Source organism: Microcoleus sp. B4-C2 (assembly GCF_036705265.1).
Lineage (GTDB): Bacteria > Cyanobacteriota > Cyanobacteriia > Cyanobacteriales > Microcoleaceae > Microcoleus.
Genome location: NZ_JAUBUB010000119.1, coordinates 1 through 17,900, shown reverse-complemented (window position 1 = coordinate 17,900; position 17,900 = coordinate 1). Strand labels below are relative to the sequence as shown.

The 17,900-nt window shown below is 46.6% G+C and carries 15 protein-coding genes and 2 pseudogenes; 7 read left to right on the top strand and 10 right to left on the bottom strand.

Annotated features, from left to right (window positions below; genetic code table 11):
- The first annotated feature begins 298 nt into the window (after positions 1 to 298).
- Complete coding sequence (locus QUB20_RS25305) at positions 299 to 565, top strand: hypothetical protein (RefSeq protein WP_333250382.1); 267 nt, start codon at positions 299 to 301, stop codon at positions 563 to 565.
- Positions 562 to 882 carry a type II toxin-antitoxin system RelE/ParE family toxin gene (locus tag QUB20_RS25300; RefSeq protein WP_333250380.1) on the top strand — a complete coding sequence of 107 codons (321 nt, stop codon included), beginning with the start codon at positions 562 to 564 and terminating at the stop codon, positions 880 to 882. The genes QUB20_RS25305 and QUB20_RS25300 overlap by 4 nt, the downstream gene beginning before the upstream one ends.
- Here the strand turns inward: QUB20_RS25300 and QUB20_RS25295 are convergent.
- The 6 genes from QUB20_RS25295 to QUB20_RS25270 all read right to left on the bottom strand — a co-directional run bounded on the left by QUB20_RS25295 (position 859) and on the right by QUB20_RS25270 (position 6,754).
- Positions 859 to 1,017 (bottom strand): hypothetical protein, encoded by a 159-nt coding sequence (locus QUB20_RS25295; RefSeq protein WP_333250378.1) that lies wholly within the window; start codon positions 1,015 to 1,017, stop codon positions 859 to 861. The two genes, QUB20_RS25300 and QUB20_RS25295, sit on opposite strands and share 24 nt — an antisense overlap.
- Before the next feature lie 45 nt (positions 1,018 to 1,062).
- On the bottom strand, positions 1,063 to 1,356 hold the full coding sequence (locus QUB20_RS25290; RefSeq protein WP_333250376.1) for a TIGR03792 family protein: 294 nt from the start codon (positions 1,354 to 1,356) through the stop codon (positions 1,063 to 1,065).
- A gap of 26 nt (positions 1,357 to 1,382) precedes the next feature.
- On the bottom strand, positions 1,383 to 3,593 hold the full coding sequence (locus QUB20_RS25285) for a PAS domain S-box protein (RefSeq protein WP_333250374.1): 2,211 nt from the start codon (positions 3,591 to 3,593) through the stop codon (positions 1,383 to 1,385).
- Positions 3,594 to 3,919: 326 nt separating this feature from the next.
- Positions 3,920 to 5,128, bottom strand: coding sequence for an AAA family ATPase (locus tag QUB20_RS25280; RefSeq protein WP_333250372.1), 1,209 nt, complete (start codon positions 5,126 to 5,128; stop codon positions 3,920 to 3,922).
- Positions 5,129 to 5,199: 71 nt separating this feature from the next.
- Positions 5,200 to 5,745, bottom strand: coding sequence for an RNA 2'-phosphotransferase (locus QUB20_RS25275; protein ID WP_333250370.1), 546 nt, complete (start codon positions 5,743 to 5,745; stop codon positions 5,200 to 5,202).
- A 325-nt stretch (positions 5,746 to 6,070) separates the two neighbouring features.
- Entirely contained in the window at positions 6,071 to 6,754 is a 684-nt protein-coding gene (locus tag QUB20_RS25270) for a methyltransferase domain-containing protein (protein ID WP_333250368.1), read from the bottom strand.
- 515 nt (positions 6,755 to 7,269) lie between these two features.
- Between QUB20_RS25270 and QUB20_RS25265 the strand changes: the two genes are divergently transcribed.
- Both QUB20_RS25265 and QUB20_RS28780 read left to right on the top strand, forming a co-directional pair.
- A complete protein-coding gene (locus tag QUB20_RS25265) occupies positions 7,270 to 10,140 on the top strand; it encodes a diguanylate cyclase (protein ID WP_333250366.1) in 2,871 nt (956 codons plus the stop codon).
- 150 nt (positions 10,141 to 10,290) lie between these two features.
- Positions 10,291 to 10,884: pseudogene (locus QUB20_RS28780) on the top strand (hypothetical protein); the annotation flags it as partial.
- Positions 10,885 to 10,906: 22 nt separating this feature from the next.
- Here QUB20_RS28780 and QUB20_RS25255 read toward each other — a convergent pair.
- From QUB20_RS25255 to QUB20_RS28775, 3 genes and pseudogenes are all read right to left on the bottom strand, one after another.
- Positions 10,907 to 12,176 (bottom strand): annotated as a pseudogene (locus QUB20_RS25255) (RNA-guided endonuclease InsQ/TnpB family protein).
- On the bottom strand, positions 12,167 to 12,640 hold the full coding sequence (locus tag QUB20_RS25250) for an IS607 family transposase (protein WP_445299429.1): 474 nt from the start codon (positions 12,638 to 12,640) through the stop codon (positions 12,167 to 12,169). Before QUB20_RS25250 ends, QUB20_RS25255 begins: the two are co-directional and overlap by 10 nt.
- A gap of 4 nt (positions 12,641 to 12,644) precedes the next feature.
- On the bottom strand, positions 12,645 to 12,767 hold the full coding sequence (locus tag QUB20_RS28775; RefSeq protein ID WP_333321101.1) for a hypothetical protein: 123 nt from the start codon (positions 12,765 to 12,767) through the stop codon (positions 12,645 to 12,647).
- Positions 12,768 to 13,725: 958 nt separating this feature from the next.
- Between QUB20_RS28775 and QUB20_RS25245 the strand changes: the two genes are divergently transcribed.
- Positions 13,726 to 14,145, top strand: coding sequence for a hypothetical protein (locus QUB20_RS25245; RefSeq protein WP_333250364.1), 420 nt, complete (start codon positions 13,726 to 13,728; stop codon positions 14,143 to 14,145).
- Between the two features lie 179 nt (positions 14,146 to 14,324).
- Here the strand turns inward: QUB20_RS25245 and QUB20_RS25240 are convergent, their stop codons facing one another.
- The gene (locus QUB20_RS25240) at positions 14,325 to 17,090 is read right to left on the bottom strand and encodes an HAD-IC family P-type ATPase (protein WP_333250362.1); all 2,766 of its coding nucleotides are present in this window, start codon (positions 17,088 to 17,090) and stop codon (positions 14,325 to 14,327) included.
- On the opposite strand from QUB20_RS25240, the gene QUB20_RS25235 reads away from it, so the two are divergent.
- Positions 17,089 to 17,322, top strand: coding sequence for a hypothetical protein (locus QUB20_RS25235; RefSeq protein WP_333291735.1), 234 nt, complete (start codon positions 17,089 to 17,091; stop codon positions 17,320 to 17,322). The genes QUB20_RS25240 and QUB20_RS25235 overlap by 2 nt on opposite strands.
- A gap of 260 nt (positions 17,323 to 17,582) precedes the next feature.
- Complete coding sequence (locus QUB20_RS25230) at positions 17,583 to 17,834, top strand: hypothetical protein (protein WP_333250360.1); 252 nt, start codon at positions 17,583 to 17,585, stop codon at positions 17,832 to 17,834.
- Positions 17,835 to 17,900 lie beyond the last annotated feature (66 nt).

Genomic DNA, 17,900 nt, shown 5'->3' with positions numbered 1-17,900 from the left:
ACTAATTATGAAATGGAACCGAAAAATAAAAAATAAAGGTAACTTAGTTAATGCAGTTTAGATGTCGAACAGCTTATGCTATTGATGTTCAACGAACTAATTGATGAGATAATACAAGTTTTGTTCAAGTAGCGATCGCCCTTTCTTGTTTCTGATGACCGATCGCGTAAAATGAAAGTGCGATCGCCCCTAACACCAAATACCCAACACTGCGATGATTCTACGAAGTGCGATCGCCCATCAAAACTCATAGCGATCACCGTTACAATCAAAGTATCAATCCTCGTGAGATGCCGCGATGACCATCAAAGAACTCCTCATCCAAGAAATCGATAGCACCCCTGACGAACTGCTTGCGGATCTTCTCAGTTTGGTACGATCGCTAAAATCCACTCCAAACCCCCAACTCAATACCTACGAAAAACTCCTAGAGCGTATCGACTACCTCGAAGCTATCATCGGCATCCGCAAAGGACTTGAAAGCTTCGATCGAGGTGAAGGTATTCCAGCCGAGAGAGCTATGACAGCGCTACAGCAGCAGTTCAACATCCCCCCTCGTCTATGAGTTATCAAGTCCTAATCCAACCACCCGCCTTTCAAGAAATTGAAAACGCCTACCGTTGGATGTGCGATTATCTGAGTGCTGATGCCGCAAATCAGTGGTACTACGACCTCCAAGATGCGATCGCATCCCTGGAACAGTTTCCTTACCGTTGCTCAGTTGCACCCGAAGCTGCCATCATTGGTAGGGAAATTCGACAACTGTGGGTTGGTAAAGGAAGAACCTATCGAATTCTGTTTGTGGTGGAGGGCGATACCGTCGCAATAATACACGTTCGTCACCGCCGTCAAGCCCCTCTAGGTACTGAACCGCCAGAGTAATCGCATGAAATAGTCAATCAAGGGCGATCGCCCCTGACACCAAATACCAAACACTGCGATGATTCTACCGAGAGCGATCGCCCCTCCCACCAAATACCAAATCGATGTCTGCGGTGCAATCAAGGTAAAACTCATGATTAATCTTTCAAAAATTAACACGAGCAACTGACTGCTGACTAACTAATGCAAAAACTTGCTAACTTGATATTCGCGACTTTCGGCGATCGGCATTTGCAACTCACCCATTTTGGCATCCAGCTCATCTATGGTGCTTTGCGACACCGACTTCCACAACTCTCTAGTTTGCCAGCGAATCAGTATCACCACCTCATTTTGTACCGGATCTACCCAAGTTTCCTTGCCCAAAAAACCGGGTAAACTTCTCAATCCTGCCGTCCAAACTTCTTCATCTCGCTCAATAAATGCCTCCAACTTTTCGGGAGGTACTTGAAATTTTAGCCACTCGATTACCATATTATTTGCCTGTTATAAATCGCTCATTAATCGTTGCCGATCGCAATTTTAATTATCAACTCCGTTCCCTCTCCCGGACGCGAAACACAGTGCAACTTACCGCCGTGCTTTTCTACTACTAAATGCTGGGAGATTGCTAGACCCAAACCAGTGCTCGTGTCTGAACATTTAGTGGTAAACAAAGGATCAAAGATGCAGTCGAGGACTTCTTCAGTCATGCCAGGGCCGTTGTCACTAATGGCGATCGCAACTTCGTTTTCCCCTACCACGGAAGTCCGAATCCGAATTTCGGGATTGAATATTTCAGATTTCGACTTGGCTGAAGCTAAGTAAGACTGATTTTGAATTTTACCATACTTTTCGGCATTTCTCCCCCCTTCTTCCAAAGCGTCGATCGCATTTGTCAACAAGTGCATGAACACTTGGTTTAAGTGTCCCGCATAGCAGTGAACTCGTGGCAAATCTCCGTACTCTTTAACTAGAGAAATTCCTGGCCGTCCCCCTTTAGCTTGCAGGCGATTTTGCAAAATCAGCACAGTGCTATCCAAACCTTCGTGGATATCAGCCGGCTTCATTTGGGCTTCGTCGGTACGCGAGAACAAGCGGAGCGATCGCACGACATCGCGAATCCTTTCCGAACCGACTTTCATGGAATTTAGCAGTTTTGGCAAGTCTTTTTTGATGAAGTCTAAGTCTAATTCTTCTATCAAATCTTGAATTTCTCGCACGGGATGGGGATAATACTTTTGGTAAAGCTCGATCGTTCGCAGCAGTTCTTGAATGTAGCCAGTGGCGTGGCTGACATTGCCAGAAATAAAACTAACTGGATTGTTAATTTCGTGGGCTATTCCTGCTACCAACTGCCCCAGAGATGACATCTTTTCTGTTTGAATCAGTTGAGTTTGAGTTTGCTGCAAAATTAACAGCGTCTGCTCTAATTTTGCCGCTTGTTGTCGCAGGCGTTCTTCGGATTCTTGCAAAGCTAAAAGAGACTGTTTGCTGTCTGTAATATCCAATCCCACAAATACCGCCGCCGTATTATTATGGTATTTTTGAGCCACTATTAGATAAGTTTTATTTTCTCCTCTGATGCTCGCTGTTACTTCTTGAGATGTTTTCTTTTTATGGTTTGCAAAGAAATCGTATACTAAATCGTTAAATTTGGGACTTGTCTCTAAAAAACCTACTTTTTGACCGAAAAATAGTTCGGCTGGCATTTTGTAAGCGCTAGCTAAATGTCGGTTTACTCCCAAATAACGCAAATCGGAACTTACCCAAGAAACTAATCCCGGCACCGCGTCCAAAACTGCTTGAAGTTGCTCTTTTGCCTCTACGAGCGCTGATTCTGCTGCGAGGCGAGCGGAAATGTCGCGGGCGATCGCGCAGCGGTATTCGCAGCCGCCGTATACTAAATAATTGACTTTAACTTCGACGGAAAAACTGGCGCCGTCTTTGGTTTTGTAACTGGTTTCAAAAGTGAGGTTGTTTTGCTGCTTGAGAAGAGCCCAGTGTTCTCGCCAATCCGATGCTGGCAACCGCGAATCGATGTCGCTAACCCTCATGTTTAGCAGTTCCGATTCCGAGTAGCCAAAAAGATGGCAAGCGGCTTTGTTCGCGTAGCAAATTTGACCGTCGGAGGTACTAAAAAAGATTGTATCAGCAGCATTTTCGAGGGCAATTTGAGTTAGTTGCGGTATTGTTTCTAACTGCTTACTTTTGACCTCGGACTGAAATTTATTATAGCAATTGGTTTGAGCGGAAGCCTCACCTATCTTAGATGCAAACAAAATCAAACCGCCGATCGCACCTTCGTTATTTTTCCAAGGTTGAAATACCCATCTTACCGGCTCGCTGACACAGCCGCTTGCGATTTTTCCTGATACAGATGCGATCGATCGCCCTGCCACAAACTCGCTGTATTCCAAAACTCCCGTCAAACAAGCCTGGGCATTTTGCTCCCAATATTCCGGGAGATTCGGGAACAGTTCCCAATGAGATCGGCCGATCGCCTCGCCGTCGCCCAACCCGCAATCTGTTTCCCAGCGACGAGAAACCGACAGATAGCGCATTTCACAATCTACCATTGCCACGGCCTCGGCGGAGCGCTCCACAAACCGCCGAAATCTGTCTTTACTCTCCGACACGGTTGCCTCTGCGGGTTGTGGGGCGATCGGGAAAGTCCCGTCAACGTACCTTCCCAGTCCCTGACTTTTTTGCTGAACTGGCTTAGTTTGCACGGTTTGGGATTTCCTCCATAGCTGTCAAGTTTGAAAAATTCTGTTTGAGACCAAAAATGCTGTTTTTCCCTGATTTGCTCTCTCGGACGATACCCTTAGAGGGTATCACCCATCATTGATATCATTTTTGATGGGGATATGTCTATAGGCATTAGTGTCAACTTAAGAGCAAATCTAGTGCCCGACTGCTGTTTGACCATTAGGCATATATCACGCTGGCGCCGCCGGAATAGTCGGAGGGGACTGGAGTGCTCTGTTTTGTCCCCCGACTATGAGATCGTGTAGCCAGTGCGATCGCCAGATAGCTTGATAATCCAAGATAGCGCTCAAACAAATTTGTGCGTAAATTCACTGGTAAAATCCACTCTCCCTTTCCGTAACATTGCAGGATCTAATCTTTCCGTCGTGTTACAAGTCATCAAAACTACGAGTTTTTGCTGAAATTGAATGCCGTTTTCGTCGATAACGCTTTGATACAAAGTGCCATCCAGCAAACTCAAAATATGTTCAGTTTTGTTAGTGCGTTGTGCCTCTGCAGTCGATCGATCTTGAGCCAAATTATCAGCCTCATTGATAATAATACAAATCCGCTCCAAATAACTCGGTGGCACAAAATTTTCCACAGCATCGTGGTCTAAGATAAAAATCACATAACCCAGCGGCACTAAAATTTCCTTTGCTACCGCTTGCGTCCAAGCAGTTTTGCCCGTCCCCGGTTCGCCACTAACCAAAACAGCCAACTGATTTTGATCTAGAATTGCCTGCTGAACTGTATCGGTAAAACTTTGAACCTCCGCAGAAAACGTGCGAATTGGGAACTGGCTGTGAACCTGTCCGACGCGGCTTTTGTACCCGCCCAGAATCACCGCTAAATTATAAGTTGCCTTGCTAACGAGCGGCGCAATATCTTGGCAAATTAGAGTGTAGCAGCGTCTTCCCCTGTCGTAGCTGTCAATTTGTAGCCAGCAGCCGAATCGGGCCCAAGAAGCATAAACAGTACCCAAAACTTCTAAGCGTTCCCAGCTAACAAATCGCTCCGGGGGATAAGAAAAATGTCGCTCCATAAAAGACTGGGTAATTGCATCCGGTTTCCCTAGCAAATCGAGAACTTTGAAAACAGTAATCTCTTGGAGTTTGTTGAGAACGTAGTCGATGGGAATGCTAGCGCGGCTGACCAATTGCACCACAGGCGTTTCGGTAACTAAAACGTCTTTGTAGCGGTAATCCGGGTAAACTGGCTGCGGAGTAATGTAATCCCAAAATTCATCCATTTCGTAGCGAGTATTTTCCGAAAATACATTTAAAATATTTGCCCACCAAGTATATTGGTGTCGTCCCATTGCGTCGGCAATGTCGCTAGCTGCCCCTAAAGTTTTTTGAGCTAGTTCTTGGGGGTCGCTAGACGCTAAATGTACCAGGTGTTGCCAATCAAATTGACGATAAAAAGGTCGCCAACCAGAGCCTAGCAGACCTCTATTTTGAGAATTGTTTTGATGAAAATTGTTTGCGCGATCGCCCATATCTTCCGCACTCATTTTACACAACTCCTACTTACTCTTATTTTACTGCTTTTGTGGTACACATTCTACAAAAAAAAGGAAAATTATCAACTTATTTTGAGATAAGCTGGCGGCACAAAATCTACTAACCACACTTTGTTTTCCGAGCAGTAAAATGTATGACCGTCGCGTTGCATTGCTGCGGCATCTACAGTAAAGACTGCCGGGATGCCATGTCTTGCACCTACTTGGCGCGCCGTCTGGATATTCACCGACAAATGAACATGATGCCGTGACATTTTCCTCATTCCTTGACTGAGAATAGACTCGACAGCAGTGCTACCTGTTCCGTGATATAAAATATCTGGGGGAACAGCGGGTTCTAACTGCAAGTCAACCTCTACGCTGTGCCCTTGGTTGGCACGAATTAGAGTGCCTGTGGAGTCAAATGAAAAGCGCTGCTTGTCGTTTTGCGCGACTACTTCCTTGAGTTCTGCAAGCTGAACAGGGAAGTTATTTTTTTGGCACGCAGCGAGGAGTTCGCTAACAGGAACCCAGCCGCCTGGAGCGAGTTGAATGCCGATGCGATCAGGAGCGTGTCGCAAATGTCTGCTCAGGTATTTGCTAATTTTTACTAAGCGAGAATCGCTCATGATTTTACTTTATTTATTGAGCTTTTAAATCACATTTTGCCAAATGTCACTAGCGGGTTATATTGTGGGGGTGGGGGCGGGTTTATTGAATCTGTTGGCACTGCCAGAGAGCGCTTGATTGAACCCGCCCCTACAGGTTTTTTGAAACTTATTCATATCGAAAAAAATGAAGGATTTTACGCGCGAATTATAGGGTAAAAGTGGCTTTTAACAACCTACAAAATTAGGTTATGCGTCCGGGGATTAAAAAGTTTTCAGTGTGCGACTTTTACGAGCTTTATTTTTTGATAATTATCAAAAAAATCTGCATTTTGTCGAACGCTTTCTACCTTGGGATAACTCCGCCAAAAATAGCAAAATTTAGATAGCGCCAGTGACATCCTACGTCGGCAAAACCAGCTTCTGCAAGCCACTTTGTCTGCTCTTCCACAGAGGAGGGAATATCTTCTTCTAAATATTTTTGAAACCAGGCTGCATCGTCTTCTCCGTTAGCTTTCATGTACTGCCGCCACAACTGTTCGTATTGCTCAGTCAGCCGGGGAGTAGCACCTGTCACAATATCTCGAATTAGCAAGATTCCCCCTGGATTCATGGAGTGGAAAATTTTGTGAAATAGCTGTTGTTTACCTGCGCTGTCGAGGTGGTGGATTGCCAACCCAGAAACTACCACATCGTAACCGCTGCCGAAATCATCTTCGGCGAAATTTCCTTGCTGCAAGGTCAGCCGTTCTCCGAAAGCGGACAAGTTAGTTTGGCAAATTTTCAGCATATTTTGGGCGATGTCAAAGGCGAGGACTTTTGCTTGAGGCAATGCTTGCATAATCAGAGCCGACAGTATGCCAGTTCCCGCGCCTAAATCCAGAACTTTTATGTTACCATTCGTTTCAGAAGGGATTAACTGCAATATTACATCGTGTTGCTCGCGATAGCGCGGAATGAGGCGAGGAGTTAAGCGGTCATAATCAAATGCTTCTTGTTCAAAGTGTTCGCGTACAGCGTCTAAATTCACAGACGATTTTCCTCAAATAGTTAATAGTTGAGTGCGCCAAGGCAGTTTGCCGGTTGTCTTCTCTGAAGGCATATTACATTTGATAATACAAAAAATATACAGACCTGTCAAGATGTTGAAGAAAATAATTTAAAAGAAGTTATGGACGATCGCCAGACAGGGACTTTGTGCGCCCAAACCCGCCCGTGATTTGGGAACTGTCTAGCCCTGCACATATATCTCCTTCAGTGCAGATGAGGCAGAATGCCACAGACGCGAAAGCCTGCCGAAGACGAGACTTTGTGCCAGATACTAGGAGTAATTGTGAGCAAAAAGTTGACGGTTATGATACCCGTTTCAAACAAGAATGCAACTGTCGGTGTGTGATCCACACCATAAAATTATCAGTGATTCCCCTTAGTAAAATATAAAAGATACCAGATAAAAAGGAATGAGCCGGCAGCCGACGATCGGCTAGATATGAAAAATCAGTCCTCAGATTGACAAACTTTAGCCAACTATCAACAAAAATTAAGGTGACTCCCGAGTGGATGTGGTGCCTGCCAATTTTTCAGGAAGATGAAGAGATACAAAATATTACACCCGCCGGTGCGGGAAAGAAAATTGTGATAATGAATCAGGATGCGAGTAGATTAGGTGTCAGCCGTCAGGGGAAAATAGAAGCAATGGAAATCCAACAACGGAGTAAGGATAAGCCCGATCGCCAGCAACAAAACGCGTCCGATCGGCTCGGTCAAATTTCTACGACAAAAGAACTAGATTGGTCGCTACAAGAATGTTTAGATTTTAAAAGAGCGATCGACCGATCCACACTGGCGCTGAGGACTGACGCGCGAGGAATTATCAACTATGTCAGCGAACGAGTTTGCTCCATATCCAACTATTCCCAGGCCGAACTAATCGGCTGCCACTTCGGCATCCTCCATTCGGAATATAAATCTTCGGAAATAATCAAAAATCTGCTATCAACTGTTGCCAAAGGTGAAGTTTGGCAAGGAGACATTAAGAATAAAGCCAAGAATGAAAGTGATTATTGGGTGTACGCAGCAGTAGTTCCACTGTTGGACTGTAAGGGAAAACCCTGTCAGTATTTGGCGATCGGATTCGACATCACCGATCGCAAAGCCGTGGAAGCAGCCCAAGCCGAAGCCAACCGGGCAAAAGACGAATTTCTGGCGATCGCCTCCCACGAACTACGATCGCCCCTGAGCGCGATTTTGGGATGGGCGCAGCTAGCTCGATCGCGCAATTTAAACGAAGCCACCACCACCCGCGCTTTGGAAATCATCGAGCGCAACGCCAAATTACAAAACAGGCAAATAGACAATCTCCTCGACCTCTCGCGGTTGCTGCGGGGGAAAGTGTGCCTGAACATCGGCCAAGTTCACCTCCCGTCTATCATAGAATCTGCGATCGACACCCTCCGTCCCACCGCCGATGCTAAAAACCTCCGCGTAGAAAAACATTTCGACCCCGCCGTCAGCTACGTTTTGGCGGATGCAGAACGCTTGCAGCAAGTAGTCTGGAACCTCCTGGCCAACGCCATCAAATTCACCCCAGAATCCACACCATACCCAGTTCAAGTGCGGATCGAGCCTACTGAGTCGGGCGTGTTGATTCGGGTCAGCGACAGCGGTTGCGGCATCGACCCCAAATTTCTGCCGCACATCTTTGACTACTTCCGCCCTGCAGACAACTTCCAGAACAAGGAACAAAATCGGCTTGGGCTCGGACTCTCAATTGTGCGACAGTTGGTGGAACTGCACGGGGGAAGTGTTTGGGCTTCGAGTCCCGGTCTCGGTGAGGGGGCGACCTTTGGGGTACTGCTACCGGGCGCCAACAAAAATGCACCCGACGATCGCACTGCTGCGATCGCCCAAAGGGAAAGCAGACCCGGATCGGTTTCCAAACCCCTAGCGGGAAAGCAAGTCCTGGTGGTGGAAAGCAGCGCCGAAATCCGGCAATTTCTCAAAACTGGCCTCGAAGCATTTGGAGCCAAGGTAACAGCGGTGGGTAGCGCCGCCGAAGCGATGGCGGAGTTGCAACAGTCGCGCCCCGACGTGTTGGTCAGCGATATGACGGTATCGGGAGCCGACGGCTGCGATTTAATCCGCCGCATCAGAGCCATGGAAATGTCCGAGCACAGGGAACTGCTGCCGGCCGTGGCGCTGACGGGAGGGATTGAGGAACAAGATTCGGCCGAAGCGCTGGAGGCGGGGTTTCAGAGGCATTTGTCGAAGCCGGTGGAAGCGAATCAGTTGGTGAGTGCAATCGCCCAATTGGCTGGACTGACTGGATTCGGCTCTGGAGAGTGGGGTTCGGGAAATATCCGGGCGGCCACACCCCAGGCCACGCTGCCGGAACCTAACAGTTTTGACGACAAAAATTATCTAGAACAATTAACAAGTGACAGCAGAGAATTACCGCTGTTGCTGGTAGTAGAAGACAACAATTTTCTGCTGGCTTACCTCCAAACTTTATTAACTCCGTACTATCGAGTCGCTGTGGCGAGGGACGGGGTTGAAGGTTTAGAAAAAGCCAAAAGTTTGCAGCCAAATTTGATTGTGAGCGACCAAATCATGCCCCGACAAAACGGACTGGATTTGCTCAAGGAGATTCGGAACACCCCAGAATTGAAATCTACTCCGGTAATCTTTTTGACAGCGCGATCGGGGATGGACGCTCGGATCGAAAGTTTGGATGCGGGTGCTGACGATTACATTTCAAAGCCTTTTGACGAGAGGGAATTGCTCGCAAGGGTGAGAAATTTGTTGCGATCGCACTCAGCCGAACAGCAGTTGGCGGAGCTCAACCGTCAGTTGCAGCAGCAGAAACAGCAGTTAGAAACAGTGAATCGAGCCTTGCAGTATTTGGCCAATTACGACAGTTTGACTGAGGTAAGAAACCGCCACTCTTTTAATGAATACCTCGATACGGAATGGCGGCGTTTGGCGAGGGAAGAAGCACCGCTGTCATTAATTATGTGCGACATTGATTATTTCAAACTTTTCAACGACACTTATGGGCACCAAGCGGGGGATGAATGTTTGCGGCAAGTGGCAGCGGTGATCCAGCATTCGGTAAAGCGAGCTGCAGATTTAGTAGCGCGTTACGGTGGAGAAGAATTTGTAGTGGTTTTGCCGAATACCGATATTGAAGGTGCCACTTCCGTAGCTGAAATGATCGCACAACAGGTGCGGGGTTTGCACATAGCTCACGCTAAGTCTGCTGTCAGCGAATATGTGACGCTGAGTTTGGGTGTAGCTTGCTGCATTCCGGGGGCGAAGTCGCAGCCGGGGGAGCTAATTGCGATGGCCGATGAGTCACTTTATCGGGCGAAAGAAGCAGGGCGCGATCGGGTTTCGGTTGCCACATTTCAAGGATAATATAATAGTTAAATCAACTTGTATGGTGCGTCAGAAATCTATCGTTTCGATTTAAATATCTTTTTTGGGATCGGACACACCATACCAATGTGCTGGCAAACTTTGGTGAATTCAAATTGCTATAAATATAGTTAAAGGAGGTCGTGCCATGACAGCAACCACCGCTTGCACGCCGAAGGAACACCAGCGGTACAATTGGCCGACGGTGTTTCGATTTATGCCTATCACGGCGTGATTTTACCCGAATGGTAAGGTAGCCTGCACCCGCACCAGTCGCAGTCTAAGGAATGAGAATTAAATAACTTCCACAAGATTGTGGGATGGGCGTCCCGCCCGTCCAAAAAGGATGGGCGGGACGCCCATCCCACAATAACAATTAAAATTGTAAGTTATTTAATTCGCGATCCTAAGTGGGTGTTGAAGGAACAGAATGCAGAAATTCGGCGCGGGTTAATTCAGGGAATTACTTACGATCGCATAATTCAAGAATTCGCGGTGACAGAATTAGATAGTTGGCAGGAATACACTTTATTAAGCATCGAGTTTGACGATGATTTTGATCGGGTGAATAATGCAAATCCTGTTTATTTGTTAAAAATGACTTGTCCGAGTACGGGATTCATTCACGCTTTGCGAGTGCCGCCTGATGTGCGATCCTCTTCGAGGGCTTCGCTAACGGCTAAAGAGGCAATTCGCTGGGTAAATTGGGGAATCGATCCAGAGGAGTTTTCCGTGCAAACCTGAGTGATAGCTGGTAAAAGTATAGTCATTTATAGGCATGGGAGGCTTGAAGTCCCTCCCCCTTCACTTTTACTTTGAGCGGATTAACCCGCCTCGGCTGAACTACGCAGCTCCCTATCAAGAAAGCGGAACGCATTTGGGATTGCTTTTCTGAGAATATTGTAAGCGCCGTTCACGTCAGAATTGATCAACTGACCAGTCGATGTTTTGTACAAACCTCGCTTAATCCGTTTTCCGGTAAAGACAGGTTCTGTTTCTGTCTTCCCATAAACAGGAATTGAATCTAATCCTAAAAAATTTGCTCTGGAGGTGTATGATTCCTCCTGCACAATTACCTTAATTCCAACTAGAAAAGCTTTGTACTCCAACATCTCAATTAATCGAGCGTGAGGAATACTGACAAAGTTTTGGTTAGTCTGCTTTCCGAGATTGATATCGGTTTTCCACTGTACATTCTTACCGATTACTAGCGTCCCAATTTTTTGCGCGACCAAGACATCGACAATCCTGCGACTTGCTTGATGCAAGTAATTGTCTACTTTTTGATGGCGGCAGCGAGTTAATCGCTGAATACGAGGTGAAGTTTTGCGGTTCCCTTTCAATTGTGATTGCAGTTTTGAAGAACGCTTATTATAGAACTGGTTGATCGATTTCAATGGTCGCCCGTTAATCAACAGCGGAATAAAACCCGGTCGATTTGAAGTTAGCGCCGCTAAATTATTCAGTCCTAAATCAATACTGGCTGCAAAGTCATTCTCTTGGGGGGCGGACTCCGGCTCGTCATAAATTACCTCCACTACATAAGAATCACATTTTGGAACTAACCTGACTTGACAAATTTGGTCAGGGTTGATTTTAGTTTTAATTGAAAGTTCAGTACCGGAAAGTTTGATGATTCCGTTTCTCAACTGTTTGCTGCTAATTGCTTGAATCGTATATACAAGAAGGTTTCGACCCTTAAGTTTATCTTTGTACTTTGGTAGTTTTGGCCGACCAGTGAATTTAGAAGAGTCGGCTTTGTAGGCTTGAGCGGCTTCAAAAAATGACTTCCAATTCTTATCTAGCACCATCAATATTTGCTGACTTACTTTGGCGGGCAAAGCCTTATATGCCTCGTGAAACTTCATCAATCGATTCATCTCGTTGTAACCGACATAGCCCCATCCATAAATAAAGTTCTGGCGAATGACATAATTAGCGGCATTGTACAGATTTTTGGATTTGAAAGCTAGTTGGTCAATAAGAGCGAAACGAGATTCTGTTGATTTGATGATATGCCTTTCTGTTAGCTGCATTCAGTGCCTCCATCTTTCAACTCGGCAATTATCTTTTCCGTTTTTCTGCTAGCGCGTCGCTGTCCGTAAAGTCGAGCAGCAAAGCTAGTAACTATAGCCACTAAGTCTTGCATTAACTCATCTTTTCCATTTTCTGCTAAGTTGACTATTTCCAACTTAACTCCCAACCTTAGTAGTAGAACGTCTAGATAATTTGTGCCAAAGCGAGCCAAACGGTCTTTGTGTTCAACTAATAAAATGTCGTAGTCATCTTGTTGCAGTAGGGACTCTAACTGTTTTCGGTGGTCGTTCAATCCGCTGCCAATTTCTTTGACATTTTTAACAATTTGATAGCCGTTAGCAATGGCGTACTCAGTTAACCTCTCCGATTGACGGTTGAGGTTATCTTTGTTTTCCGAAGATGAGACTCGACTGTAAATAGCGACTCGATTCTTCTTGACCTGGTTTGATGGCGATTGTGGCAAGTAGTCAACTATAATCAGACCGCTTTCCGTCTGCCGTGCCGGATGTGGCAGTTTGTTTGCCTTCCACGCCTAGCCACGCGGTTGTGTAACTTATGCCTATTGCTTTGGCGTAGTCAGGTAGTTTCATGTTGACCTCCTGACTACATAATACCATCATCGCTTACCACTGCTTATAAGCTTAACGAAGTTTTGCAATACCAATTGTTAAAAGTCACAGAACCCCGCGCCACAGTTAGGATCAGCCGTTTCCCTACCCGATCATCTATACTTTACTCCACTGAAAACCGCTATATTGACAACAGCCTTAACCCATGAAACACCGATAAACGTTCCCGCAGTGTGCCACTTCCAAGGGTGGAATGTACCAACCACCGATCGCCCACAAACGGTTAATAACATCAAGAAGAAGCCCACCCTCGGATCGAAGGTGGGCTCTGTTCATGCCAGCTTACCGACAGCTAGGCAATCGGGTCTCTTCGCTGGTAGACGTAAAATATCGGAAAAAGATCCGAACGTCTGAAAAAACTTCTCGCCCACCATTAAGCTTCAGTTTACCCAACCGGATCGGGAAAATTGCGCCCGCAGCGCTGTTCCCCTGAAATCGGGGAACACTGGGGCTTCAACTTTTCAATAGACTTTTGCAAAAAAAGTAAGTCAAGGGCCTGCAGGATGCCTAAAACCACCTTCCCACAAGAATTAAAATTGTTCGAGAAGTCTCATAATTCTCCTCTTTAACTTTGATTTCCCAACCGATTAGGGATCGTGATGGGAGCATCTCAATGAAAGCAGCCCAGCTAGAAATTGGAGTTAGGAGCCAGGAGGCATGAGGAAAGAGTCAGAAGGAAGCAGCCAGAAGAAGTGTTTTTACAAATATAGCAATCCTAAATGATTATACTCGTTACCAGGAAGAGCCTGGTAACGCATATCCGGAGGCTCTGCGTCCATAGTCTGGGCCGAGGCAGAGCCTCGCTTACATCGGTTCCCAGGCAGAGCTTGGAAGTTAACCAGTTATTGAAACTGATGCGAGGATTGCTATATGAGATGCTCCCGATAGTCACCACCTTACCCACCATAAAAATTAATTTATGAATTTCACAAAAGGTGCTGTAATAAGACTAACAATTCTCTTGATTTTTCTCGGAATAGGTGGTGCTTATTTATGGTATCTCATGTCAAATCCGGCTTCTTTAGAACAAGCTGAAGCACAATCTAAATTATTAGATAAAATCAATGTAAATGGAAATTACATTGAAGCATTGCTCTGGTTTTGCTTTGCTATTGGTTTCGCTCTTAATGCCAATAAGACATCAGGAATAACCAGAATTAATCGCCTGATTACTACCCTAATTTTTTTCTTGTTTGGTGGCTCAGATATTGTCGAAGTACAAACGGGCGCGTGGTGGAATCCTTGCTGGTTATTTGTTTGGAAAGTTTCTTGCGTTTTATTTATGGTGAGCTTATTTTGGGTTTATTTACGCGATCGCGCCCTTTCAAGTAAACCATAAATAACTGCTTCCCAGGAAGAGCTAGGGAACCGATTTCCAGAGGAAGAGGCTCGCTATTTTAGCAGGAAAATCGGAGGCAGAGCCTCCGGATCTGTGTTACCAGGCTCTGCCTGGTAACGAGTAGAACGAGTAGAAACAGAGAAAGCCGAAATTACTAATGGCTGTACCTACAAGTTCGATTAGTTGGGCGGGTCAAAGCGGTTGACCGAGAGAGCAACACCGATCATCGGCAGAGCGACACCGAAGCAAATCAACCACTGATCCAGATTCATCGGAGCCGTCTCAAATATGCTATTGACAAATGGAGAGTTAGCAAAGATAATCTGCAAAATCACCGCCACGACAATTCCCACACCGAGGGCGGGAGCACCGCTAACTTCTTCCTTAGAACCGCTAAATTTAGCCATCAAAGAAGGCAACAACTGGCTGAGACTCAACAGGTAAAAAATTCTACCCATTACCAAGGCTTGAATCGCCATCGTGCGGGCGAGTTGGATCGTTCCCCACTCGGCTTGGCGCACCCATTCAAACATTCCGAAAATCAAAGTCCAGTTGTAAAGAGAAATAGCGATAATTCGCTTGATTCGATTTGGAGTCAGCAAAGGTTCGTTTGCCGATCGCGGTTGTTGTTTCATCACTCCCGGTGACTTGGGCTCGAAAGCCAGGGGCACAGTCATCGTAATTGAGTTGAGCATATTCAGCCAGAGAATTTGTAGCGACAAAATGGGCAATTCTCGACCGAGGAGGGTGCTGAGCAAAATTGTCATCGATTCTCCGCCGTTGACTGGGAGAATGAAGCTGATTGCTTTGAGCAGATTTTTGTAAACCGATCGCCCTTCTTCGACAGCAGATTCGATCGACGCAAAGTTATCATCGGTAAGAATCATGTCAGCGGCTTCCTTAGAAACCTCCGTACCGCTGCCCATCGCAATACCGATATCCGCTTGTTTCAGCGCCGGCGCGTCGTTAACGCCGTCTCCCGTCATCGCCACGATTTCGCCTTGATTTTGCAAAGCTTCTACGAGGCGGAGTTTTTGTTCGGGGGCGACGCGGGCAAAAACTGAGCCGGCTTCTACAGCTTCGCCGAGTTCCTGCTTGCTCATGGCGGCGAGTTGAGCACCGGTGTAGGCTACAAGTTCCCTGTGGTGTTTAGTTTTGCGAAATCCCATGCGGCGGGCGATCGCCTTGGCTGTAGCTATGTGGTCGCCGGTAATCATTTTGACTTGGATGCCAGCCGTTTGACAAGCTTGGACGGCTGCGATCGCCTCAGCCCGCGGCGGGTCGATCATGCCTTGGAGTCCCAAGAAAATCAGCCCAGATTCCAAATCCGAATGATCGACGGAATTTTGGCTTTCGGGTACTGGCTTTTTCGCTAAAGCCAAGACGCGCAAGCCTTGATGCGCCATTTCATCGACTTGGTGGTGGATTTGTTCGCGATCGACTTCTACCGGATTTCCTTGGGTATCGAGACTGGAACCGCAGCGGCCGAGAATGGATTCTACTGAACCTTTGACGTACAAAATTTTGCCACTGGGAGTTCGGTGCAGCGTCGCCATGTATTGAAACTGAGATTCAAAGGGAATTGAATCCAGCCGCTGCATTGACTTGGACAAAATTTGCTGGCTCAAATCAGCTTTTTTGGCCGCAGCAATTAACGCTCCCTCTGTCGGATCTCCGACGACTATCCAATTATCGTCTTTGAATTCCAACTGAGAGTCGTTGCAAAGGAGTCCAGCTTGCAAACATTCTTGCAAAGTTGGAGTTTGGCTGACAGTAATTGGCAGTTGGTTGAGTTGAATTTCACCTTCGGGGCTGTATCCCGTACCCGTAACTGAGTAGGATGCGCCACCAGAATAGATTTCTTGCACCGTCATCTGGTTTTCCGTCAAAGTTCCGGTTTTGTCGGAACAGATGACTGTAGCGCCGCCTAGGGTCTCTACAGCGGGCAATTTGCGGACGATCGCGTGGCGATTTGCCATCCGGGAAACGCCTACGGCTAGGGTGACGGTGATGACGGCGGGTAAGCCTTCGGGAATTGCGCCGACAATCAGCGCGACTGCGGGTTCGACTGCTTCTTTAAAGGCTGAAACCCCCTCTGGGACAGGTCTGCCCAATCTGACGGCGAAGGTCAAGGTTGCCATTCCCAACACGAATAACAGCCAGTTTTGACTGAATTGGTTGAATTTGCGGGTTAAGGGGGTGGTGAGATCGATGTGCCGATCTAATAGTTGGGAGATTTTGCCTGTTTCGGTTTTATTGGCGATCGCAATTACGATGCCGCTACCTTGGCCAAAAGTGACAAAACTGCCGGCATAGGCCATGTTATCCCGTTCTGCTAGTGGCGTTTCTTTTGGCAGAACTATGTCTCCAGATTGTCCTAATTCTTTTTCGACAGCAACAGATTCCCCGGTGAGTCCCGATTCGTCGATTTGCAAGTCGCGGACTTTCACTAAGCGCAAGTCTGCCGGTACTTTGTCGCCGGAAGTCAGGGTTACTAAGTCGCCGACAACGAGTTCTTTGGAGGGAATTCTTAATTTTTTGCCGCCCCGAATGACTGTGGCCTCTGTGGTGACAGCTTGGGCGAGGGCTTCAATTTTTTTCTCGGCTCCAGCTTCTTGGATGAAACTAATAGTAGCGTTGGTGGTTGTTACGCCCCAAATTACGCTAGCGTTTAGCCATTCTCCGATCACGGCTTTGATTAAACCTGCACTCAGCAAGATGATCAGGAGGGGTTGGTTAAATTGCAGGATAAATTTTAACCAGGCTGGTTTCCCTGCTTTAACTGTTAGTTCGTTGGGCCCGAATTTCTGTTGGCGATGGTTGGCTTCTGTCGGTTCTAAACCGCTTTCCAGGTTGGTTTCTAAGATAGTTGCAACCTTGGATATTTCTAGGTAGTGCCAATATTGCTCTGCTACGTCTACATCGTTGGCGGATCTTGATGGCATGATTCTTCCTGAATATTGGGGGTGTGTGAGGAGCTTCGATCGCTCTTTAATAGGCACGCTAAATACAACTCAGCGCTCGTTGGAGCGTGAATATATTGAGCGGCTTAATTGTTTGTTGATTACTTTAACGGGCTGTGACTTACATATATATTACAACGGATGTGGCCGTTTGTGGCAAGAGATTTGGGGAATTATTTGCGGCGCTAAATCTGGTTTGGGACTTGGTGGCTAAGGTGGGGAAAAGTCGATCGAATCCCTTGACATTTTGCAAATTTTAGGTGTGGTTGAAGAAAGGGAGGACACGGAAGTCACGGATAGACGGATTCATTATTGAACACGAGTCAGGAGTTATCGATCGCAAAGCGTGTTAAAACTGAGCTCTTGCACCATTCTCAAGAACAGGCAAGATGCCTGTTCCACAAAGAGTGAATTTTCTTGTGGAACAGGCCGAAAAGCCTGTTCCTAAAAAGCTTATTGAGAATGGTGCAACATATGAGTTACAACCGAGTTAAGCGATCGTATTCCAAACTTATAGAAATAGTAGTGACGCTGGTGCTGGGTTCGGTGCTGTTTGTCTGGGGAATGCGGTTCGGGCGGGTGTTAGTTCGATCGGGAGTGACGGCTAATGATTTGTTTAAGGGCAGAAATTCGATCGCCCTGGCTTTGGTGATGCACTCGCGTGCGATCGTTTTGACCCCCTCGCATCCAGGATACAAGCCGCCGGATTCATCCGTCCAGAAATAAAAAACCTGTATCCGATGAAACTTGCCGAACGTATTTATCTCGCGCAAGTCAATGCTTCAATTCTTT